The sequence below is a fragment of the Rhodopseudomonas palustris genome (genome assembly GCF_003591005.1).
Taxonomy (GTDB): domain Bacteria; phylum Pseudomonadota; class Alphaproteobacteria; order Rhizobiales; family Xanthobacteraceae; genus Rhodopseudomonas; species Rhodopseudomonas palustris_K.
In genome coordinates this window covers 65610-87230 of record NZ_QYYD01000013.1, presented here as the reverse complement: position 1 = coordinate 87230, position 21621 = coordinate 65610, and the positions used below count along the sequence as shown (strand labels likewise).

The 21621-nt window shown below is 65.2% G+C and carries 16 protein-coding genes; 13 read left to right on the top strand and 3 right to left on the bottom strand.

Annotated features, from left to right (window positions below; all coding sequences use genetic code 11):
- Positions 1–141 precede the first annotated feature (141 nt).
- A complete protein-coding gene (locus tag D4Q52_RS14090; protein WP_119857202.1) occupies positions 142–2475 on the bottom strand; it encodes a Tex family protein in 2334 nt (777 codons plus the stop codon).
- A 157-nt stretch (positions 2476–2632) separates the two neighbouring features.
- A complete protein-coding gene (locus D4Q52_RS14085) occupies positions 2633–3769 on the bottom strand; it encodes an acyltransferase family protein (RefSeq protein WP_119857201.1) in 1137 nt (378 codons plus the stop codon).
- A gap of 359 nt (positions 3770–4128) precedes the next feature.
- Here D4Q52_RS14085 and D4Q52_RS14080 point away from each other — a divergent pair, with 359 nt between their 5' ends.
- The 4 genes from D4Q52_RS14080 to D4Q52_RS14065 all read left to right on the top strand — a co-directional run bounded on the left by D4Q52_RS14080 (position 4129) and on the right by D4Q52_RS14065 (position 7903).
- On the top strand, positions 4129–4992 hold the full coding sequence (locus D4Q52_RS14080) for a transporter (RefSeq protein WP_234831198.1): 864 nt from the start codon (positions 4129–4131) through the stop codon (positions 4990–4992).
- Positions 4993–5115: 123 nt separating this feature from the next.
- Positions 5116–6474 carry a hypothetical protein gene (locus tag D4Q52_RS14075; RefSeq protein ID WP_119857200.1) on the top strand — a complete coding sequence of 453 codons (1359 nt, stop codon included), beginning with the start codon at positions 5116–5118 and terminating at the stop codon, positions 6472–6474.
- 8 nt (positions 6475–6482) lie between these two features.
- On the top strand, positions 6483–7301 hold the full coding sequence (locus D4Q52_RS14070; protein ID WP_119857199.1) for a hypothetical protein: 819 nt from the start codon (positions 6483–6485) through the stop codon (positions 7299–7301).
- Between the two features lie 161 nt (positions 7302–7462).
- On the top strand, positions 7463–7903 hold the full coding sequence (locus tag D4Q52_RS14065) for a hypothetical protein (RefSeq protein ID WP_119857198.1): 441 nt from the start codon (positions 7463–7465) through the stop codon (positions 7901–7903).
- 90 nt (positions 7904–7993) lie between these two features.
- Here D4Q52_RS14065 and D4Q52_RS14060 read toward each other — a convergent pair whose 3' ends face one another.
- Positions 7994–10114: a hybrid sensor histidine kinase/response regulator gene (locus tag D4Q52_RS14060; protein ID WP_119857197.1), complete on the bottom strand. Its 2121-nt coding sequence runs from the start codon at positions 10112–10114 to the stop codon at positions 7994–7996.
- A 70-nt stretch (positions 10115–10184) separates the two neighbouring features.
- On the opposite strand from D4Q52_RS14060, the gene D4Q52_RS14055 reads away from it, so the two are divergent.
- From D4Q52_RS14055 to D4Q52_RS14015, 9 genes are all read left to right on the top strand, one after another.
- Positions 10185–10613 carry a cytochrome c gene (locus tag D4Q52_RS14055; protein WP_349627411.1) on the top strand — a complete coding sequence of 143 codons (429 nt, stop codon included), beginning with the start codon at positions 10185–10187 and terminating at the stop codon, positions 10611–10613.
- Positions 10614–10712: 99 nt separating this feature from the next.
- Positions 10713–11852, top strand: a complete 1140-nt coding sequence (locus tag D4Q52_RS14050) for an acyl-CoA dehydrogenase family protein (RefSeq protein WP_119857195.1) — start codon at positions 10713–10715, stop codon at positions 11850–11852.
- A gap of 191 nt (positions 11853–12043) precedes the next feature.
- A complete protein-coding gene (locus D4Q52_RS14045) occupies positions 12044–13198 on the top strand; it encodes an acyl-CoA dehydrogenase family protein (protein ID WP_119857194.1) in 1155 nt (384 codons plus the stop codon).
- A 214-nt stretch (positions 13199–13412) separates the two neighbouring features.
- On the top strand, positions 13413–14063 hold the full coding sequence (locus D4Q52_RS14040) for a glutathione S-transferase family protein (RefSeq protein WP_119857193.1): 651 nt from the start codon (positions 13413–13415) through the stop codon (positions 14061–14063).
- A gap of 131 nt (positions 14064–14194) precedes the next feature.
- On the top strand, positions 14195–15019 hold the full coding sequence (locus D4Q52_RS14035; RefSeq protein WP_119857192.1) for a helix-turn-helix domain-containing protein: 825 nt from the start codon (positions 14195–14197) through the stop codon (positions 15017–15019).
- 127 nt (positions 15020–15146) lie between these two features.
- Positions 15147–16013, top strand: a complete 867-nt coding sequence (locus D4Q52_RS14030; protein WP_119857191.1) for a 3-keto-5-aminohexanoate cleavage protein — start codon at positions 15147–15149, stop codon at positions 16011–16013.
- Between the two features lie 168 nt (positions 16014–16181).
- Entirely contained in the window at positions 16182–17786 is a 1605-nt protein-coding gene (locus tag D4Q52_RS14025; protein ID WP_119857190.1) for an AMP-binding protein, read from the top strand.
- A gap of 184 nt (positions 17787–17970) precedes the next feature.
- On the top strand, positions 17971–19593 hold the full coding sequence (locus D4Q52_RS14020; protein WP_119857189.1) for an acyl-CoA carboxylase subunit beta: 1623 nt from the start codon (positions 17971–17973) through the stop codon (positions 19591–19593).
- 11 nt (positions 19594–19604) lie between these two features.
- Entirely contained in the window at positions 19605–21572 is a 1968-nt protein-coding gene (locus D4Q52_RS14015) for an acetyl/propionyl/methylcrotonyl-CoA carboxylase subunit alpha (RefSeq protein WP_119857260.1), read from the top strand.
- Positions 21573–21621: the final 49 nt, after the last annotated feature.

Here is a 21621-nt window from a genome sequence, read left to right as displayed (position 1 = left end):
TCGCGGCGCAGCGCCAGTTCGCGTCGTATCGCGCCGCCGGCGCGGCCCATTCGGCAATTGCAACACTTATCAGGCAGCGTGACCTGAGGGGACTGGTCGGGCCGGCCTCACTTTTCGAGACCGGCCGTTGTCCTGCACGGGCTATTTCGACTTGTGCTTGCTGTTCTCGGCCGCCTTTGCCAGCGCCGCGGCAAAAGCCCCACCGCCGCCGCTGGTTTCAGCACGCGGCCGGTGGCGGTCGATCAGCTTGGCGCTCGCGCCAGCACCGCCCGACTGGCGTCGCTCGCCCGGTTTCGGGATGGGATCCGACATCCGTAGCGTCAGGCCGATGCGATTGCGCGGCACGTCGACTTCGAGCACCTTGACCTTGACGACCTGACCCGGCTTCACGACTTCGCGCGGATCGTTGATCCGCCGCTCCGACATCGCCGAGATGTGAATCAGGCCGTCCTGGTGCACGCCGATGTCGGCGAAGGCGCCGAACGCCGCGACGTTGGTGATGGTCGCTTCGAGGATCATGCCGGGCTTGAGGTCGGTGATCTTCTCGACGCCCTCCTGGAAGGTCGCGGTCTTGAACTCTGGACGGGGATCGCGGCCAGGCTTGTCGAGCTCCTTGATGATGTCGGTGACGGTCGGGATGCCGAACTTGTCGTCGGCGAATTCTGCCGGCCGCAGCGTCTGCAGCGTCTTGGTCTGGCCGATCAGCGCCTTGATGTCGCTCTTGGTCGCCGCCAGGATCTTCTTGACGATCGGATAGGCTTCCGGATGCACGCCGGAGGCGTCGAGCGGGTTCTCACCGTCGCGGATACGCAGGAAGCCGGCGCATTGCTCGAACGCCTTCGGGCCGAGCCGCGGCACTTCCTTGAGCTTGGCGCGGCTGGGGAACGGGCCGTTGGCGTCGCGATGCGCGACGATGTTCTGCGCCAGCGTTTCGCCGATGCCCGACACGCGCGCCAGCAGCGGCGCCGAAGCGGTGTTGAGATCGACGCCGACCGCGTTCACGCAGTCTTCGACGGTGGCATCGAGCGCCCGCGACAACGTGTACTGATTCAGGTCGTGCTGGTACTGGCCGACGCCGATCGACTGCGGCGGCACCTTCACCAGTTCGCCGAGCGGATCCTGCAGCCGCCGCGCGATCGACACCGCGCCGCGGATCGAGACGTCGAGAGCGGGGAACTCCTTCGAGGCGAACTCGGAGGCGGAGTACACCGACGCGCCGGCCTCGGAGACGATCGCCTTGGTGAGCTTGAGATCGGGCTTGGCCTTCATCAGGTCCGCGACCAGCTTCTCGGTCTCGCGCGACGCAGTGCCGTTGCCGATCGCCACCAGCTCGATCTTGTGTTTGACGCAGAGCTGCGCCAGTTCGAGCATGCTCTCGTTCCACTTCCGCGCCGGCTCGTGCGGATAGATCGTGGTGTGGTCGACGAACTTGCCGGTGCGGTCGATCACCGCGACCTTGACGCCGGTGCGGAAGCCGGGGTCGAGCCCGAGCGTGGCGCGGCCGCCGGCGGGGGCGGCGAGTAGTAAGTCGCGCAGATTGGCGGCAAACACCCGCACCGCTTCCTTCTCGGCCTGCTGCCACAGCCGCATCCGCACATCGAGCGCAAGCCCGGTCTTGATCCGAGTGCGCCACGCCCAGCGCACGCAGTCGGACAGGAAGCCGTCCGCCGGTCGGCCTTTGCGGGAGATGCCGAAAGTCGCGGCGATGCGGTTCTCGTACTGGGTCGGCTCCTTGGACGCGGAATCTTCGCCGTCGCCGAATTCGAGCGACAGAATCTCTTCCTTCTCGCCGCGCAGCAGCGCCAGAATGCGATGCGACGGCAGCTTCTCGTAGGGCTCCGAGAAATCGAAGTAATCGGCGAACTTGGCTCCCTCGGTCTTCTTGCCGTCGCGCACGCTGGCCTTGATCTGGCCGCGGCTCCACATGGCCTCGCGCAGGCTGCCGGTGAGGTCGGCGTGCTCCGAAAAGCGTTCGACCAGGATTGCGCGTGCGCCTTCCAGCGCGGCCTTTACGTCGGCGACCGGATGATCGCCCTCGGTCTTCACATAGGCCGCGGCTTCGGCCTGCGGGTCCTTGTCTGGGTTCTGCAGCAACAAATCGGCGAGCGGCTCCAGGCCTGACTCCCGGGCGATCTGCGCCTTGGTGCGGCGCTTTTCCTTGAACGGCAGATAGATGTCTTCGAGCCGTGCCTTGGTGTCGGCGGCGAGCAGCGCCTTCTCGATTTCGGGCGTCAGCTTGCCCTGTTCCTTGATGCTGTCGATGATGGCGATGCGCCGCGCGTCCATCTCGCGCAGATAAGTCAGACGTTCTTCCAGCGTGCGCAGCTGTGCGTCGTCGAGCATCCCCGTCGCTTCCTTGCGATAGCGCGCGATGAAGGGGACGGTCGAGCCGCCGTCGAGCAGGTCGATGGCAGCCTGGACCTGCTCTTCACGGACGGCGAGTTCGGTGGCGATGACGGACGCGATTTTCGGCACTGGGGTCTCTCGTAACGATGGCAAGGACGTTGATGCTTCGCCGCAAGGCGAGGCGAATCGAGGGCAACCTACGACATCCCGCCAGGGAGGGGGACGCCTCCGGGCGGGCGGCCCACAGCCTGATCGGAATTTTCCGCGACCGTTTGACGACCGCCGGTCAACCTGCCTCGGCGCTGCGGATTCGTGGCGCGAACAGGGCGCGGACCTGCCGGCCGAGCCGGATGCCGGGGAGTTCCACCCAAGTATAGGACACGTAAGCTAGCACCAGCGTCGCCGCGGTGCTGGCCACCAGGATCACGGCCGCGATCAGCAGACGCGGCACCCCGGCGGTGTCGACCAGCCAGACCACCACCTCCGGATGGCTCCATACCGGAAGGATCGTCAGAAAGTGAAACAGGTAGAAACTGAACGACAGTTTGCCGAGCCAGTGTGCGGCCGGATGGTCGAGCACGTTGAGCAGCGTCGCACGCGGCCCGTAAGATAAGAGATAGATCAGCAGCCACGCGCTCAGTCCGTTGACCACGAAGCGCCACGGTGATGCCGGGCCGAGCAGTGGACGCGCGGTAAAGAACAGCAGGATCGCGATCGCGGCGACGATATTGACCTGGGTCGGCGACAGCCGGGATGCCCAGCGCCCCGACGCAGCTGCGCAGAAACAACCGAAGGTGAAAGCGTAGTAGAGCTGCAGCGAAGGATGGCCGCCCAGGATCTTGTGGATCGATGGATCGAACGACATCACCACCAGCGCCAGGCAGATCACGATAGCCGCCGCGGTGGTCGCGGCGGTCCGGCGAAGTAGCAATAGATACATGATGTAGATTAGCGGAATCGCCATCAGTTCAAGCTGTAGCGACCACATTACGCCGTTCATGGACGTGTCGATCAGCGCCATGTTTTCGAGCATGGTCCGGGGCACAGGCGGCGCGCCAAACATGGTTCTGGCGAGCGCAAAAACGGCGACCGCGAAGATGACGGCAGGATAGAGGCGAAACAGCCGGGCGATCACGAAATCCGTCGCTTGCATCGCCGAGGGGCGCGGGTCCGCGAGCAGCGACCGGGTCAGCACGAAGCCGCTGAGGACGAAGAAGAAGATCACCGCCTGCAAGCCGTCCACCATGTGTACCACTGCGGCGTACAGCAGCCGGACGCCGTCATTGAGCCCAGCGCCCGGGTGCGTCAGCAGCCCGGTGTCCGGGCCGGTCGGGGACTGCACGATGTGCGACGCCGCAACAATCAGGGCGGCAATGCCGCGCATGGATTCGAGGCGCGGGATGAAAGCGGGTGTTCGGCTCATGGGCGCTACTGTGGTGGCATGGTCGTCGCTCGTTGGACGATAATTCGGTCAAAAGCCAGCGTCATCGACCCTTGATCGCTTTGCTTAAACCGTGCCGACGGGAGAGCGATTGCCACACAGCGCCTTTTAATGCTAATAATTCGCATGTGCATCTAGCCGGTGCTCGGGTGTGGGTTTAGCGAGCGGGGAGGACGAGCGTGGAACGAGCTGGGGGCGGGATTGCCGGTCAAAGAGGTCTATCGGCGCAGGCTGCGGCGTTCTGCCTCAGTCAAACCGTAAGGCCCCTGGTATCGGCAGCGCTTCTGTCCCTTGGCCTGCTGGGCGACCTTGCGCCGGCCTTTGCCGGTGACGAGCGTAAGTTGGGCGGAAAGCCGCAGAGCGGGCCAGCGGAGCGCACTGCGGCGCCGGGCCCCGGGGGCAGTCATCACGCAGAAGGCGCCGACACCGAGCACATCTTCGGCTTCACGATGGGCTCGGACATCGGTCAGGCAGGCGAGATCGAACTGGAAATGGAGAACGTCGCCGCCTTCGGCAAACGCGACGGCCGGTACAACACCTTGGCGACGCTCAATCAGGTCAAATACACCCTGTCCGATCGTTTCAGGATCGCGCCCGGCTTCGCGCTCGGAGCGCAGCGGATCGATGGGGTCGCGGGTTTCGACGATCGTCACCACGTCAGCTTTAACGGCGCGACGCTGGAGTTCCGCGCCAAGCTGATCGATCGCGCGTCGGCGCCATTCGGACTGACGTTGCACGCGCAGCCGGGGTGGAACCGCGTGGACGACGGCAGCGGCCTGCGCGTCGAGCAATACGGCGCCGAGTTCGCGGCGTTGTTCGATCGTGAGTTGGTCAAGGATCGCTGGTTCGCCGCTTTCAATATCTGGTACGGCACCGGCATGACTCGCGCGCATGCGACTGGGCTTACAGCACACGATTCCGAGTTCGCCCTGCACGGCGCACTGACCTATCAGGTGAAGCCGGGGCTGCTGATCGGCGTCGGCACGCGCTATCTGCGTAGCTATGATGGCGGCGGCCTCGATCGCCTATCGGGCGAGGCGGTGTATGTCGGACCGACGTTCTCCTACAGCCTCACCAGCACACTCGGCATCTCCGGCACCTGGCAATTTCAGGTCGCAGGCCATGCCGTTGGTGACGGCCGCCGGCTCGATCTCGACAATCACGAGCGCCAGCAAGCGATGCTGCGGATCAACGCTCACTTTTAGCGGAGCGGATGTCAGGGATGTGGCACCGACATATTCTGGTCCGAATCCTCAACTAATCGTTGCAACGCACGAGCCTGCGGGGGCGTCGGTCGTGCGTTAGTTGTCGCATCACTCGGATTTGCCATGCCCCCTGCCGTCGAGCCGGCCGCCGCTTCGTCCGTCCCCAATCTCCCCACCACCACGATTCCGGTTGCATTGCTGCTGTCCCGCGGCGTCGACAAGCTCGAGGTGATGCTGAAGCTCACCACCGCCATCCTTGCGTTGGGCGCCGGCGTCTACACCTATCTCGGCGTGCGCGAACTGCTCAACGGCAGCCCGACCACGGTGTTCTTCGCGGCGCTGATCTATTCCGTCGCGGTGTCGGTCGGCATCTACGCATTCTGGGTCTTCCTGATGCAGTTCATGCCGCACGTGGTCGATCGCACCGGCCGCGTGTTGATGTTCGGCTGCATGATTTTCGGCTCGTTGATGATCGTCGCGATGTCGTCCTGGTTGAACGCGTCGGCGCTGGCCGGCGCTGCCGCGATCCGGCAGCATCTCGCCATCACGGTGCAGGACTACACGCGCGACCTCGACGCGGCGAACAGCAACGCGATCGCCGCACAGGGCCTGTTGCCGGACATTCAGATCGCGGCGTCGCGCTTCGCCAAGCTCGCAGACGCCGAACGCGCCGGTTCGCTGACCGGTACCTCGGGATCCGGTACGGTGGTGCAGCTTCTCACGCAGATGTCCGGTCAGCTCGACAGCCTCGGCAAGGAAGTCGAAGCCTCCGGCAAACGCGTCGCCACGCTGTTTGAGGAGGGCGGCAAGCACCTCGCCAAGATGCGCGAACTGGTGTCGGATCGCGGCCCGATCAGCGAGCGCAGCGACGGCTTTGCCACCGAATCGCTGGCGCTGATGGGCGTGATCGCCAATCTGCAGCAGACCTCCGTCGCGCCCGCAGTGAAGCGTGCCGCGGCCTCATTGTCTTCGACCTTCATCGCACCCTCGGCCGGAGGTCGCAGCGTCGATCTCGCCGAACGCCAGACGGCGGTGGTCGGCAAGGTCGAAAGCGCGATTGCCGCGCAGGCGGCGTCGCTCGCCGGCGCGGCTGACAAGATTCTCGACATGCCGCGGATCGAACCGGCCCGGTTCCAGGCGATGTCGCCCGCCGAGGCCGTGCTGCGTTACGCCGGTGATTTCATTCCAAGTTGGGCGGGCGCGATCTCGATCGACCTGATGCCAGCGGTGCTGGTGCTGATCCTGTGCGTGGTCCACGCCGCGATCCGCCGGGAAGGTTTGCCGGTGGCGAGCGCTTCTTCCATGACGGCGGCCGAGATGATGGCCGCGTTGAAGATGGCGCGCGAGGTCGAGCAAGCCAGCCGTGCCGTGCACGAGACGTCAGAACCGCAGCGCGAAGTGGCCGAGCCGGTGAATGAGCCTGGGGGCGCTGCGACAGACGAGAACGTCACCGCCCTGTCCTCGGCGCGGCACGTCAAGTAAGCACGGTCATGAGCAACCTGATACAGCGCTTCCATCGCTGGCTGGCGGGAAATCCTGACGACGCCGTGCTCCGCTTGGTGTTTCGTGGGCTGGTGGCGGCGTCGATCGGAGCGCTTGCCTTTGACCTCGCCAGCTCCAATGGCTGGATCCCGCCGGAAGAGGGGGCTGCTTCTCCCGCTGTGCAGCGCGAAACAGTCCCCGGCGGCCTGCCTTCGCTGCCGGACATCCTGTCGCCTTGGCTGCCGGGACGCGATCGGCTCGCCCCGGTGCCGCAATCGGACGGTGCGCTCGGCAAGCCGATGACCTTCGATCTGGTGAGCGGCAACCGGCTGATGGCAGTCGGCACCATCACGCCCGGGACCGCGCAAACCTTCGCGGCTGCGATCGAACGCCACGGCGAATACATCAAGACAGTGGTGCTGAACTCGCCGGGTGGGTCAGTCAGCGATGCGTTGACGATGGGCCGTCTGATCCGGGAGCGGAAACTCGCAACGTCGGTGGAGGCCGGCAAATACTGTGCGTCATCATGTCCGCTGGTGTTCTTCGGCGGGTTGGAACGCCGCGCCGGCGATAAAGCAGCGATTGGCGTGCATCAGGTGTTCGCGGCCAAATCGGCGGAGGTTACCCCTGTTCCGCGCGACCAGATGAGCGATGCGCAGCGCATCTCCGCGCGCTGCCAGCGGTATCTGGCCGATATGGGCATCGATCTGCAGGTGTGGATCCACGCGATGGAAACTCCGAAGGATCGGCTGTTCGTGTTCAAGCCGGACGAGTTGACCAAGCTCAATATTGTGACCGCTCAACCTCCGGCCAGCTCGAAAACCTGAGCCACGCCTCCAACTCGATGCCGCTGTGCTCTCAGCCTCCGGCTTCGCGCGGCGCCGTACGCGAAAAACCGAGGCTTTCTGAAGTGTGAACGAGCGGTTCCGGCAACTTTTCAAATCAAACGCGGTTATGGACAAACTGCAACGTTGCAAAGGAATTCGACATGAAGAAGACAGCTCTGGTTCTCGGTGCAGCCGCGACCCTTGCGGTGGTCACCGCGGCAGCTCCGGCGCAGGCACAGCGCGGCTTTGCTCCGGCTCTCATCGGCGGTATCGCGGCAGGCGCGCTGATTGCGGGCGCTGCTTCCGGTGGCTACGGTTGGGGCCCGGGTTACGGGTACGGCGGCTATTATGGCGGTGGCCCGTACTACGGCTACGGTCCGAGCTACGTCGGGTACTACGGTGGCCCCGCTTATTATGGCGGCGGCTGGGGCTACGGCGGCCCGCGCTACTACGCCCGCCCGCGCGCGGTGTACTACGGCGGGGGCTATCGGCCGTATGGCGGCTATCGGTCCTCCTACGGCTATTATGGCCGCGGTCCTGTGATCCGCGCCGGCTATATCGGCGGGCCGCGCTACGGCTATCGCCACCACCGCCACTGGTAAGGCGACGCCTTCACGGTCCACTCAACGGGCTCCAACGGCAAGGCGGCAGCGCTCAGCGTTGCCGCCTTTCGCTTAGGGCGCGTAGCCGCGCTATTCTGCTGCCGATGACCGAGCTGTTTGGATCGCCTGCGCCAGCGCTTTGCGCAACGTATTCAGCGTGTACGGCTTCTGCAGCAAGGTGAAGCCTTCGGCCAGCGCGGAGGCGCTGCGATCGCTATAGCCCGAAGCCAGGACAACCGGCATTTCCGGATGATGATCGCGGATCAGCCGGGCCAGCTCGATGCCACTCATCCCCGGCATCACGATATCGCTGAACACCATGTCGATGTCCTTCCGGCGATTCAAAAGGTCGAGCGCAATTTCCGCAGACGCGGCCTTCACCACGGTGAAACCGCATTGCTCGGCGTAGTCGGCTGCCACCGCGGCGACGTCGGGATGGTCTTCGACCAGCAACAGCGTGTGCTTGCCGGTCAGCGCAGGCATTGCATCGGCGTCCTCGGCCTCTTCCACCGCGACGTCGGTCGAGCGGGGGAAGAACAGATCGAACCGGGTGCCGCGCCCGATCTCGCTCTCGAGCGTGATTGCGCCGTTGGATTGCTGGACGAAGCCGTAAATCTGGCTCAGCCCCAGCCCAGTGCCCCGGTCGACCGGCTTGGTGGTAAAGAAAGGCTCGAAGATCCGATCGCGGATCTCCATCGGGATGCCAACGCCGGTGTCGGCGAATCCTAGGATCGCGTACTCCCCGGTGAGCCGCCGCGGGCCGAAATTCTTCAACGTCTCGGTGCGGATCGAGACGGTGATCCGGCCGCCCTCCGGCATCGCGTCGCGTGCATTGAGCGCGAGGTTGAGCAGCGCGATCTCGAATTCGTTCGGGTCGATCTGCACCACGACCGGCTCAGGTGGCGGCTCGATCACGATCGTGGTGTCGCTGCGCACCGACTGGCGAAGCACGTCGGCAAACTTCGACACGGCGTCGCCGAGGTCGACGAGCTTGGCCGCAACGTTGTGGCGCCGCGAGAAGGACAGCAGTTGACGGGTCAACCCGGCGCCTTTCGCAACTGCCGAATCGATCATGTCGAACGTACGTCGATCCTGCAGATCGGTGTGACGTCGCCGCAGCTTTTGCACCGAGCCGCCGACCACCATCAGCAGATTGTTGAAGTCGTGCGCGACGCCGCCGGTTAGGCGTCCGAGCGATTCGAGCCGTTGCGATTGCTTCAGCGCCTTCTCGGCGACGGCACGGCGGCCAGCTTCCTCGTAGAGCCGGCGGGTCCTTGCGAGTGCCAGCACCACGATCGCGATCAGCGCGGCGGTGGCGGGCAGGCCGACCAGCAGATAGGCGCCGAGCTGCGACAGCCACATGTTGCGAATTGCGCGTGTCTCCAGGCCTGCATAGACGTACACCGGGAGCTTCGGCAGTTTTCGGTAGGCGACGCGTCGCTCGATGCCGTCCAGCGCCGACACGACGGTGACGGTGCCTTCTACGCTGCCAGCGGTCATCGCCCGGCCAATCAGGCCATCGGTCTTCACGGTGAGGTCGTTGCTATCGATTGCTGGATACCGCGCCAGAATAGCGCCGTCTTCGCGGACCAGCGCTGCGTAGCTGCCGCTGTCACGGCCGACCTTGGCGTAGAAGCCCTCGAAGTAATCTGGCAGCACCGAGGCATTGATGACGCCGACGAAGCTGCCGTCCGGGGCCGGGCGCCGCATGCTGACGCTGAAAAACGGTGCGCCGCCGAACGGCGGCCGCGGCTGCAGCGTGCGACCGACGAATACACCGACGTCGTGCTCCATCGGCCCCTTGAAGTAGTCGCGGTCGGCGAAACTTCCCGGCGGCGACGGGTACAGAATGCTGTTGACCAGGGCCTGCCCGTCCTTGTCGAAAATCCACATCGACTTGATCTGCTCGGACCCGTCGGACAGCCGCTTCAGGCGGTCGTGCAGCACCGACTGCTCGGCGCGGATCTGGTCGTCCGACATGCCGCGGATGATTTCCGCCGTCTCTGCGATCGACCGTTCAACCGATTCGAAGATTTTCAGCGCATGCTCGGTGACGATGTCGCGGGTCTTGTCGATCTGCCGCTCGGCACTGTCCTCGTTGGACCGATAAGCGAGCCAGGCCGCGTAGCTGAACAGGGCTGCAGGCAGGATCACCGAGGCAAGCAGGATCGCGCGCAGCAGTCGGAGCGAGTCGCGCTGGGCCGTCAGCATCGGCGTGAAAGGTCAGAGGTAGTCGCCATCGAGTAGCAATTAAGCATCTTTTCTCTTCGCGGGAAACATTTTGAGCGCTGTGGGCAGCGAGCGGTATCCTGAACAATTGGCCAGCTATCGTTTGTGGAACCGGTGCGCTAAACAGCGACGGGGCGGGCAAAAACGAGCCGCCCTGCACGAGAGGATCGAGATGCGCGCACTGTTCCTGACTTTGACGCTGCTCGCCGGCGCCCACGGTCCATCTTTGGCAGCCGACGCGGTCAACGGCGAGACGCTGGCGAAGCGTTGGTGCTCGAGCTGCCGTCTGGTCTCGGAGGATCAACGGAAGGGCACCGACCTGGTGCCGTCGTTTGCGTCGATTGCGGCGCGGCCGGGCTTCGACGAGGACAAGATCGCAACGTTCCTGCTCGACCCGCATCCGAAGATGGAGACGATGGCACTCAGCCGAATCGAGGCTCGAAATATTGCGGCATACATCGCCGAGCAGAGGCGGCGGTAATTCACCCCGGCCGAGCTGCGGCACCGTCAGCGTCTCGACGCAAGTGAGGCCGACGCTTTCCCGGCATCCTCGCCCCACGCGAGCTGCCCGGGTGCCGTTTTGACCGATTCCCTGTTCTACACCGCCGATCACATGGCCTTTCGCGACGTGGTGCGTCGCTTCGTCCAGAAGGAAATCGAGCCTTTCGCCACCGAATGGGACGAGGCGGGCGGCTTCCCTCGCGAACTGTATGAGAAGGCGGCTGCAATCGGGCTGCTTGGGCTCGGTTTTCCCGAGGAGTACGGCGGCACGCCGACTGACCAATTCATGTGGATCGTGGCGACGCAGGAACTGGCCCGGGCCGGCGCCGGCGGCGTCAGTGCCAGCCTCAACAGTCATTCGATCGGCGCACCGCCGATCGCGCGGGCCGGGTCGCCCGAGCTCAAGGCGCGTGTGCTGCCGGAAATTTTGTCCGGCAAGAAGATCTCGGCGCTCGCGATCACCGAACCGTCCGGCGGTTCGGACGTCGCCAATCTGCGTACCCGCGCGGTACGCGAGGGCGACCACTACCTGGTGACTGGCGAGAAGACGTTCATCACCTCCGGTATGCGGGCCGACCACATCACCACCGCGGTGCGCACCGGCGGCGACGGGCCGGGCGGTGTCAGCCTGCTACTGATCCCGGGCGACACGCCGGGCCTGACGCGGACGCCGCTGAAAAAGATGGGCTGGTGGGCGTCCGATACCGCAACGCTGCATTTCGACAATTGCCGCGTGCCGGCCGGCAACCTGCTGGGGCAGGAAGGCGCCGGCTTCATGATCATCATGCAGAACTTCAACAGCGAGCGCCTGACGATGGCGGCCGGCTGCATCGCGGCGTCGCGAGTCTGCCTGGACGAGGCGGTCGCCTACGCCAAGGAGCGCGTCACCTTCGGCAAGCCGCTGTCCAAGCACCAGGTGATCCGCCACAAGCTGGTCGACATGGCGCAGAAGATCGCCGCGTCGCAGGCGATGCTGGAGCTGCTCGCCTGGCGCGTCCAGCAGGGCGAAAGCCCGATCGCGGAAATCTGCATGCTGAAGAACCAGGCGACCCAGACCATGGCGTTCTGCGCCTCGGAAGCGGTGCAGATCTTCGGCGGCGCCGGCTACATGCGCGGCGTGAAGGTGGAGCGCATCTACCGCGACGTCAAGGTCAACGCCATCGGCGGCGGCACCGAGGAGATCATGAAGGACCTCGCCAGCCGGCAGATGGGATTGTGAACGTGATTTCCAAGTTCGTCATTCCGGATTGCGACCGAAGGGAGCAAGTCCGGAATCCATAACCACCGTCGGTGATTATGGATTCCGGGCTCGCGCTACGCGCGCCCCGGAATGACGACCGATAATAACAAACGAGATTCCGGGTTCGTCCGCCTGCGGCGGGCGCCCCGGAATGACGAGGGAAGAGACCAATGCTATTCAGCCAAGAACACGAAGAACCGCGCCGCGTCCTGCAGAAGTTCATCGCCAGCGACATCAATCCGCATGTCGAGGAGTGGGAGCGGGACGGCATCTTTCCGGCGCACGAGCTGTTCAAGAAGCTCGGCGACCTCGGCTTTCTCGGGCTCAACAAGCCGGTCGAATACGGCGGGCAGGGGCTCGACTACTCCTACGCGCTGATGATGGCCGAGGAGCTCGGCGCCATCAATTGCGGCGGCGTGCCGATGGCGATCGGCGTGCAGACCGACATGGCGACACCGGCCTTGGCGAAGTTCGGCTCCGACGAACTGCGCAAGGAATTCCTCGCTCCCTCCATCGCCGGCGACTACGTCGCCTGCATCGGCGTGTCCGAACCCAGCGCCGGCTCCGACGTCGCCGCGATCAAGACCACGGCGCGCTCGGATGGTGACGACTACGTCATCTCCGGCGGCAAGATGTGGATCACCAACGGCACGCAGGCCGACTGGATTTGCCTCTTGTGCAACACCGGCGACGGCCCGATCCATCGTAACAAATCGCTGATCTGCGTGCCGATGAAGACCAAGGGCGTGACCATCGCGCGTAAGCTCGACAAGATGGGGATGCGCTCGTCCGACACCGCGCAGATCCATTTCGACGAGGTCCGCGTGCCGAAGCGCAACCGCATCGGCGAAGAGGGCAAGGGCTTCGTCTACCAGATGGTGCAGTTCCAGGAGGAGCGGCTGTGGGGCGCGGCCGCCTGCATCAAGTCGCACGAAAAGACCATTCAGGACACTATCGACTACACCCGCAGCCGCAAGGCATTCGGCAAACCGCTGCTGGACAATCAGGTGATTCACTTCCGTCTTGCCGAGCTGCAGACCGAGGTCGAGCTGCTGCGCTCGCTGATCTACCGCGCTGCCGAACAGCTGGTGGCGGGCGAGGACGTCACCCAGCTCGCCACCATGGCCAAGCTGAAGGCGGGGCGGCTCGGCCGCGAACTGCCGGACGCCTGCCTGCAGTTCTGGGGCGGCATGGGCTTCATGAACGAGACGCTGGTGACGCGCTCCTATCGCGACAGCCGCCTGACCTCGATTGGCGGCGGCGCCGACGAGGTGATGCTCGGCATCCTCTGCAAGGCGATGGGCACGCTGCCCGCTCGGCAGTAAGGTCGCGCCGCGGATTCACCTCTCCCCGCGCGCGGGGAGAGGTCGGATTGCGCAGCAATCCGGGTGAGGGGGCGTCTCCGCACGGCCGAGAGTCAGTGCTCGCGTCGCCCCTCACCCCAACCCTCTCCCCGCAACGGCGGGGCGAGGGAGCGCACTTCGTCTGCGGCAGGCGACTTGCTCATAAGAAAATTGATGCCGAGAGGGAGGGAAATCGATGATCACTCTGTATCACTGCCACGGCGCACGGTCGTTTCGGCCGTTGTGGATGCTCGAGGAGATGGGGCTCGACTACGAGCTCAAGATGTTGCCGTTTCCGCCGCGGGCGCTTGCCAAGGAGTATCTGGCGATCAATCCGCTCGGCACCATTCCGTTCATGATCGACGGCGACACCAAGATGACGGAGTCGTCCGGCATCTGCCACTATCTCGGCACCAAGCACGGGCCGACGCCGCTGGTGGTCGACGTCAGCGAGAGTGACTACGGCGGCTATCTGAACTGGATGTTCTTCAGCGACGCGACGCTGACGTTTCCGCAGACGCTCGTGCTGCGCTACGGCACACTGGAGCCGAACGAACGGCGGCAGCCACAGGTGGTCGAGGACTACGCCAAATGGTTTCTCGGCCGGCTGCGGGCCGTCGAGGCCGCCACGGGGCAGACCGAATGGCTGTCGCAGAACCGCTTCACCGCCGCCGACGTGGTGATCGGCTACGCGTTGCGGCTGGCGGACAATCTCGGCCTGTCCAAGCAGTTCGGGCCGAACGTTGCTGCCTATTGGCAGCGCGTGCAGCAGCGCGACGGCTATCGCCGGGCAGTCGAGGCGGAAACCCGGGCCGGCGACGAGCATAAGGTGCCGCGTCGCGCCTGAGTTGAGCCGGGGGCTCGATTTCCGCGGCAATCACGCCCGGTGACAACGCCCCGCGATGCTGTATTCTGCGCCCGCCCCGCAAGAGGGCGCCGCACCTTGTGCGGAAACGGGTGCAGATCCCGGGAGGACCCATGAGTGACGAGGCATGTCCAGCGTCCGGACGCCTGATGCTGATCAGCCCTGAACGGGTGTTCTACGCCGGTCTGCTCGGCCGACCGCGCCGCCGCACCAGCGGCGCCTTCTCGATTTACGTTTCGCTGCACGGCGAGTTGCGGGTGACGATCGAGGACGGGCAGGCGCAAACCGGTGCCACGGCTTTCGTCCCGCCCTATGTCCCCCATAATGTCGAATCCGATAGCCGCAGCGTGATCTGTCTGGTGATCGAGCCAGAGACGGTGCTGCCTGCGCCGATGGCCGCGCTTGGCGCGCGGATCGTCGGCGCTAGCGACGGCGCGCTGGCTGAGCGGGTGCGGCAGGCGTATCGCTCGCTGGTGGCAACCGGACGGCGCGAAGGCTTCACCACGTCGGAATTTGACCGACTCTTCTTCGGCGAAGCGTTGCCGACGCGCCGGATCGATCGCCGCATCGCGGGCGCGCTTGCCCGGCTCAATGATATCTCAGGTGCGGCGGTGACAGCGGAAGATTGCGCGGTCGCGGCGAGTCTGTCGCAGTCGCGCTTCTTGCATCTGTTCAAGGATGAGACTGGCGTCTCGTTTCGCGCGCTGCGCGCCTGGAAGCGGGCGCGGCATCTGCTGCACTTCGTCAATGCCGAGATCAACCTCGCGCATCTGGCGCAGGATATCGGCTACCCGGATTCGACCCACTTCAGCCATTCGATCCGGCGCTTCTACGGGCTGCAGCCGCGTGCGATCTTTTCCGGCTCGCGCGATCTGGCGATCTGGCGCAGCGATCCGCACGGCGCCGGCATTGCGGAATTTCGCCAGGGACGCCCGTGAGCGAGGCCCCCGGCGCGTAGCAGCGCGTGCACGCAAGATGCACAACCGCGGCTTCCGCATCATCCTCGTCGACTGGTTTGCGCCCGCGTGTTCGCGCGCGCAGCATCACCGAAAGGGTCGATGAGGAATGAGCGACAAGGCCGTAATCACCTGCTCGCTGAACGGCGTGCTGACTGATCCGAAACAGCACCACGTGCCGGTGACGCCGGAGGAGATGGCGCGCGAGGCCAAGGCAGCGTTCAACGCCGGCGCCTCGATCATGCACATCCATCTGCGCGATCAGCGCCCCGACAAGGGCCATCTGCCGACTTGGGATATCGCGGTGTCGCGCGAGATCCAGCAGGCGATCCGTGAAGCCTGTCCCGGCGTTATCATCAATCACACCTCCGGCACGTCGGGCCCGCACTACGAAGGGCCGCTCGCCTGCATTCGCGAGACGAGGCCCGAGATCGCCGCCTGCAACGCCGGCTCGCTGAACTATCTCAAGGTCAAGGCCGATAACAGCTGGGCCTGGCCGCCGATGATGTTCGACAACTCGGTCGAGAAGATCCAGGATTTCCTTGGCGCCATGAAGGACGCCGGCACGATTCCGGAATTCGAATGCTTCGACGTCGGCATCGTCCGCTGCGTCGGCATGTATGTGCAGAACGGCATGTATGACGGGCCGCTCGAATACAACTTCGTGATGGGCGTCGCCTCCGGCATGCCGGCCGATCCCGATCTGCTGCCGATCATCCTGAAGCTGAAGCGCCCCGACGCGCATTGGCAGGTCACCGCGATCGGCCGCGCCGAGATCTGGCCGCTGCATCAGGCCTGCGCCGACCACGGCGGCCATCTGCGCACCGGGCTCGAGGATACGTTCTATCTCGCCAACGGCGAGAAAGTGACGTCGAATGGCCAACTGATCGAAGAAATCGCCGGCTGCGCCCGCCGCGCCGGCCGCGAGATCGCCAGCCCGGACGAGGCGCGGAAGATTTACGGCATCCTGCACTGAGGCGGCGTCATTCCGGGGCGCGCCGCGCAGCGGCGTGAACCCGGAATCCCGAGATGTTCTGCTCGTCCGAGGTTCCGGGTTCGCGCTACGCGCGCCCCGGAACGACAAACAAAAAAGCATCACCAACCCAAGCAGCCGCAAGAGCTGCCTCACATCCGAGGGAGTATCATGACCAATCTCGAAGCGACCGGCGGCGTGCCGGGGCCGGGGCGGATCGGCCGGGTGGCGATCGGCGACATCTTGCGCAAATCGGCGATCCGCTTCGCCAATCGGATCGCGCTGACCGATGGCGCGCGCCAGGTCAGCTACAAGGAGCTCGAACGTGACGCCAACCGCTTCGCCAACTATCTGGTCGCCCGTGGTCTGAAGCCAGGCGACAAGATCTCGACGATCTGCAACAACTCGGTCGAGTTCGTTAAAGCGCTGTTCGGCATTCACCGCGCCGGCCTGGTCTGGGTGCCGATCAACACCATGCTCGGCCCCGGCGACATGAGTTACATCCTCGACCATGCTGAAGTGAAATTCGCGCTGATTGACGACAATCTGCATGCCCAGCCCGAGCGCCGCACCGCGCTCGAGCAGCGCGGCATCGCGCTGATCGCGGTCGATCTCACCGGCAAGGCCGCAGACGCCGGGCTGCAGAGCTTTGGCGACCTGATCGAAGGCCAGTCCGACATCGAGCCGGAGATCGCATTCGACGATCGCGATCTGGCGATGATCATCTACACCTCCGGCACCACGTCGCGGCCGAAGGGCGCGATGCACTGCCATCTCGCGGTGGTGATGGCGGTGATGAGCAACGCGATCGAAATGCAGCTGTCGCGGAGCGACGGCATCACCGGACAGTTTCCGCTGTTCCACTGCGCCGCGCATGTCGTGCTGCTGTCCTATCTCGCGGTCGGCGGCAAGATGGCGTTGATGCGCGGCTTCGATCCGGTCGCTTGCATGGAGGCGATCCAGCGCGACAAGCTCACCGTGTTCATTGGCCTGCCGTTGATGTACCAGGTGATCCTCGACCATCCGCGGCGCGGCGAATTCGACCTGTCAACGCTGCGCTGCTGCATCACCACCATGGCGCCGATGCCGCGGCCGCTGCTGGAGCGCGCCATTGCCGAGCTGTGCCCGACCTTCGTGCAGCCGTCGGGCCAGACCGAGATGTATCCGGCGACGACGATGTCGCAGCCGGACCGCCAGCTCGCCCGCTTCGGCAATTACTGGGGCGAGTCGACCATGGTCAACGAGACCGCGATCATGGACGACAACGGCAATCTGCTGCCGGTCGGCGAGGTCGGTGAGATCGTGCACCGCGGGCCCAACGTGATGCTCGGCTACTACAAGGACCCCGAGGCCACCGAAGCGGCCCGAAAATTCGGCTGGCATCACACCGGCGATCTGGCGCTGATCGACGAGCACGGCGAGGTGCTGTTCCTCGACCGCAAGAAAGACATGATCAAGTCCGGCGGCGAGAACGTCGCCTCGGTCAAGATCGAGGAGACGCTGCTGGCGCATCCGGCGGTGATGAACGCTGCGGTGGTCGGCCTGCCGCATCCGCAATGGGGCGAAGCGGTGTCGGGCTTCGTCAAGCTCAAGCCGGGCGCGGCCGCGACGGACGCGGAGTTGATCGAGCATTGCCGCAAGACGCTCGGCGGCTTCCAGGTGCCAAAGCTGGTACAGATCGTCGACGACATGCCGATGACCGCGACCGGCAAGCTGCGCAAGGTCGAACTGCGCAACCAGCACGCCGATTACTTCATGCTGGGGCAGACAGCGTAAGGCAAAACAATGGAGTGTGTCATTCCGGGATGCGCCGCGCAGCGGCGCAGGCCCGGAATCCATACCCTGCAGTGATTATGGATTCCGGGCTCGCGCTTCGCGCGCCCCGGAATGACAAAAGAGAGCGGAGAGATTCCGGAGAGGTCTACGTTTCGAGGCGTTCGGAATAACAAGGACAAGCTGAATGGCAATTATCGAATCCACCGTCGCGCCGGGCAGTGAAGGGTTTCGCGCCAATCGCGACGGCATGCTGGCGCTGATCGAGCGGATGCGGATGCTGGAAGCGCGGGCGCGCACCGCCTCGGCGGCCTCCGCCGAGCGCTTCCACAAGCGCGGCCAGCTGCTGCCGCGCGAGCGGGTCGCGCTGGTGCTGGATCCGGGCACGCCGTTTCTCGAATTGTCGACGCTCGCCGGCTACATGTTCGACACCAACAACGCCGACAAGAGCACGCCGGGCGGCGGCGTGATCGGCGGCATCGGCTATGTCGCCGGGATTCGCTGCATGATCAGCGCCAATGATTCCGGCATCGACGCCGGTGCGCTGCAGCCTTTCGGGCTCGACAAGACGCTGCGTATCCAGGAGCTGGCGCTGGAGAACAAGTTGCCATTCGTGCAACTGGTCGAAAGCGCCGGCGCCAATCTGCTGCGCTACCGGGTCGAGGACTTTGTCCGCGGCGGCAACATCTTTCGGAATCTGGCCCGGATGTCGGCGGCGGGGCTGCCGGTCGTCACCGTAACGCACGGCTCGTCGACCGCCGGCGGCGCGTATCAGACCGGGCTGTCGGACTACATCGTGATGGTGCGCGGCCGGACGCGGGCGTTTCTCGCCGGGCCGCCGCTGCTGAAGGCGGCGACGGGGGAAATCGCCACCGAGGAAGAACTCGGCGGTGCCGAGATGCACACTTCGATTTCCGGGCTCGGCGATTACTTGGCCGAAGACGACCGCGACGCGCTGCGGATCGCGCGCGACATCATGGCCGGACTGCCGTGGGATCGCTCGGGGCCGGGGCCGGACCCTGCGGACTATCACCCGCCGCTGTACGACGCCGAAGAACTGCTCGGCATCATGCCGAGCGACCACAAGCGGCCGGTCGACATGCGCCAGGTGATCGCCCGCATCGTCGATGGCTCCGACTTCACCGAGATGGCGCCGAACTACGGCTCCGCCACGGTGTGTGGCCATGCCAAGATCGTCGGCCAGCCGATCGGCATCATCACCAATAACGGCCCGCTTGATCCCGCGGGCGCCAACAAGGCGACGCATTTCATCCAGGCGTGCTGCCAGTCGCGCACGCCGATCCTGTATCTCAACAACACCACCGGCTACATCGTCGGCAAGGCCTACGAAGAGGCCGGCATGATCAAGCACGGCTCGAAGATGATCCAGGCGGTGACCTCGGCCTCAGTGCCGCAGATCACGATCTATTGCGGCGCCTCGTTCGGCGCCGGAAATTACGGCATGTGCGGCCGCGGCTTCCATCCGCGGTTCTGCTTCTCCTGGCCGAACGCCAGGACCGCGGTGATGGGCGGTGAGCAGGCCGCCGAGACCATGGCGATCGTCGCCGAAGCGGGCGCGGCGCGCAAAGGCGTGCCGGTCGACCGCGACAAGCTCGATCAGATGAAGGCGGGGATCACCGCGGTGTTCAACGGCCAGATGGACGTGTTCGCGACGTCGGCGCGGATGCTCGACGACGGTGTAATCGATCCGCGCGATACCCGCGCGGTGCTCGCCGAGGTTTTGGCGATCTGCCGCGAGAGCGAGACCCGAAGCCCGCAACAGATGCAATTCGCGGTGTCGCGAGCATGACGATGGCACAGATGCTGAAACTCACGCCTTTCACCAAGATCCTGATCGCTAACCGTGGCGAGATCGCGCTGCGCGTCATGCGCACCGCGCGCCGCATGGGCTATGGCGTCGTCGCCGTGTATTCGACGGCCGACGCCGACTCCGCGCATGTCCGCGAGGCTGACGAGGCGGTGGCGATCGGCGGCGCGCAGCCGTCCGAGTCCTATCTCAACATTCCGGCCTTGATCGAAGCCGCAAAGATCGCCGGCGTCGACGCGGTGCATCCCGGCTACGGCTTTCTCGCCGAGAATGAGGACTTTGCCGCGGCGTGTCGCGACGCCGGGCTGGTGTTCATCGGGCCGTCGGCGGAACAGATCGCCGCGATGGGCAACAAGGCCGGCGCCAAGGAGATCATGCTGAAGGCAGGCGTGCCCTGCGTGCCCGGCTATCAGGGCGCCGACCAGAGCGACACGGCGATGATCGCCGAGGCCGGCAAGATAGGCTTCCCGGTGATGATCAAGGCGGTGGCCGGCGGCGGTGGCCGCGGCATGCGGCTGGTGCAGGACGCCGCGACGCTGCCGGACGCGCTGCGCAGCGCGCGGTCCGAGGCGCAGAGCGCGTTCGGTGATCCGACGGTGATCCTCGAGCGCGCGATCATCGAGCCGCGGCATATCGAAATTCAGGTGTTTGGCGATCGCTATGGCCACGCCATCCATCTCGGCGAGCGCGACTGTTCGGTGCAGCGCCGACATCAGAAGCTGATCGAGGAAGCGCCGTCGCCGGCGGTCTCTGAAGCGCTGCGCGAAGAGATGGGCGTAGTCGCGGTCAATGCGGTGAAGGCGATCGGCTACGAGGGCGCCGGCACGCTGGAGTTTCTGCTCGACGCGCAGGGCCAGTTCTACTTCATGGAGATGAACACGCGGCTGCAGGTCGAGCATCCGGTCACCGAGGCGATTACCGAGCTCGATCTGGTCGAATTGCAGCTCCGTATCGCAGCCGGTGAGCCACTGCCGCTGCGCCAGGATGACGTCAGCTTCAACGGCCACGCCATCGAAGTGCGGCTCTGTTCGGAAGATCCCGACAAGGACTTCATGCCGCAATCCGGCCGGATGGCGGTGTGGTGGATGCCTGCTGAGCTCCGCGTCGAACACGCGCTGCAGTCCGGCTCGGAAATCTCCCCCTATTACGACTCGATGATCGCCAAGATCATCGCGGTCGGCGCCAGCCGGGAGGAGGCGCGGCGCAAGCTGATCCACGGCCTCGACAACACGTTCGCGTTCGGCGTCACCATCAACCGCGGCTTCCTGGCGGCGTGCTTGCGCCACGAGGTATTCGCGCGCGGCGAGGCGACGACGGCGTTCATCGCGCAGAACCGCGAGGCGCTGACGCGCGCGATGCCGGAGGACGCGGTGCCGGCATGGGCGGTGGCGTCGCTGCTGCTCTATGTCAGCGACCCGCACGCCCAACCCCACCGCGCCGGTCGATCATTGGCGGCGACGTTCCCGACACTGCTGCGGTTCGAACTCGACGGCATCACGTATAGCAGCGAAGTGGTGCGCGAGCGTGATGGCGTTTACGTCGCGGTTCACGATGGCAGGCGGATCGGCTTCACGATCGAGGCGCTGAGCGCGAGCAGCGTTCGCTTCCAGGCCGAGAATTTCAGCGAGTCCGCGGTGTATCACCGGGACGGCGATCGGCTGTTTGTGCAGCGGCTCGGCGTCGCCAGCACCATCGTCGATCTGACCCGCGCAGCGCCGCAGCGCGCCGCGGCAGGCGGCGGCGACGGCAAGCTGCGCGCGGCGCTCAACGGCCGCGTCGTCGCGCTGCTGGTGAAAGCCGGCGACCGCGTCGAAGTTGGTCAGCCGGTGTTGACCCTGGAGGCGATGAAGATGGAGCACGTGCATCTCGCCCCAACCGCGGGCATCGTGGCGATCGACGTCGCCGAAGGCGAACAAGTCACCACCGGCCGCATCGTCGCGCAGATCGAAGCGGCGGCTTAGAGGTGTGGAGCACTGACTATTCCCGTCATTGCGAGCGAAGCGAAGCAAT

Excerpts from the sequence above, each read along its gene's own strand:
- D4Q52_RS14075 (WP_119857200.1), top strand. The coding sequence starts at position 5,116 with ATGCCCCCTGCCGTCGAGCCGGCCGCCGCTTCGTCCGTCCCCAATCTC.
- D4Q52_RS14035 (WP_119857192.1), top strand. The coding sequence starts at position 14,195 with ATGAGTGACGAGGCATGTCCAGCGTCCGGACGCCTGATGCTGATCAGC.
- D4Q52_RS14070 (WP_119857199.1), top strand. The coding sequence starts at position 6,483 with ATGAGCAACCTGATACAGCGCTTCCATCGCTGGCTGGCGGGAAATCCT.
- D4Q52_RS14030 (WP_119857191.1), top strand. The coding sequence starts at position 15,147 with ATGAGCGACAAGGCCGTAATCACCTGCTCGCTGAACGGCGTGCTGACT.
- D4Q52_RS14020 (WP_119857189.1), top strand. The coding sequence starts at position 17,971 with ATGGCAATTATCGAATCCACCGTCGCGCCGGGCAGTGAAGGGTTTCGC.
- D4Q52_RS14065 (WP_119857198.1), top strand. The coding sequence starts at position 7,463 with ATGAAGAAGACAGCTCTGGTTCTCGGTGCAGCCGCGACCCTTGCGGTG.
- D4Q52_RS14060 (WP_119857197.1), bottom strand. The coding sequence starts at position 10,114 with ATGCTGACGGCCCAGCGCGACTCGCTCCGACTGCTGCGCGCGATCCTG.
- D4Q52_RS14085 (WP_119857201.1), bottom strand. The coding sequence starts at position 3,769 with ATGAGCCGAACACCCGCTTTCATCCCGCGCCTCGAATCCATGCGCGGC.
- D4Q52_RS14045 (WP_119857194.1), top strand. The coding sequence starts at position 12,044 with ATGCTATTCAGCCAAGAACACGAAGAACCGCGCCGCGTCCTGCAGAAG.
- D4Q52_RS14015 (WP_119857260.1), top strand. The coding sequence starts at position 19,605 with ATGCTGAAACTCACGCCTTTCACCAAGATCCTGATCGCTAACCGTGGC.
- D4Q52_RS14025 (WP_119857190.1), top strand. The coding sequence starts at position 16,182 with ATGACCAATCTCGAAGCGACCGGCGGCGTGCCGGGGCCGGGGCGGATC.
- D4Q52_RS14040 (WP_119857193.1), top strand. The coding sequence starts at position 13,413 with ATGATCACTCTGTATCACTGCCACGGCGCACGGTCGTTTCGGCCGTTG.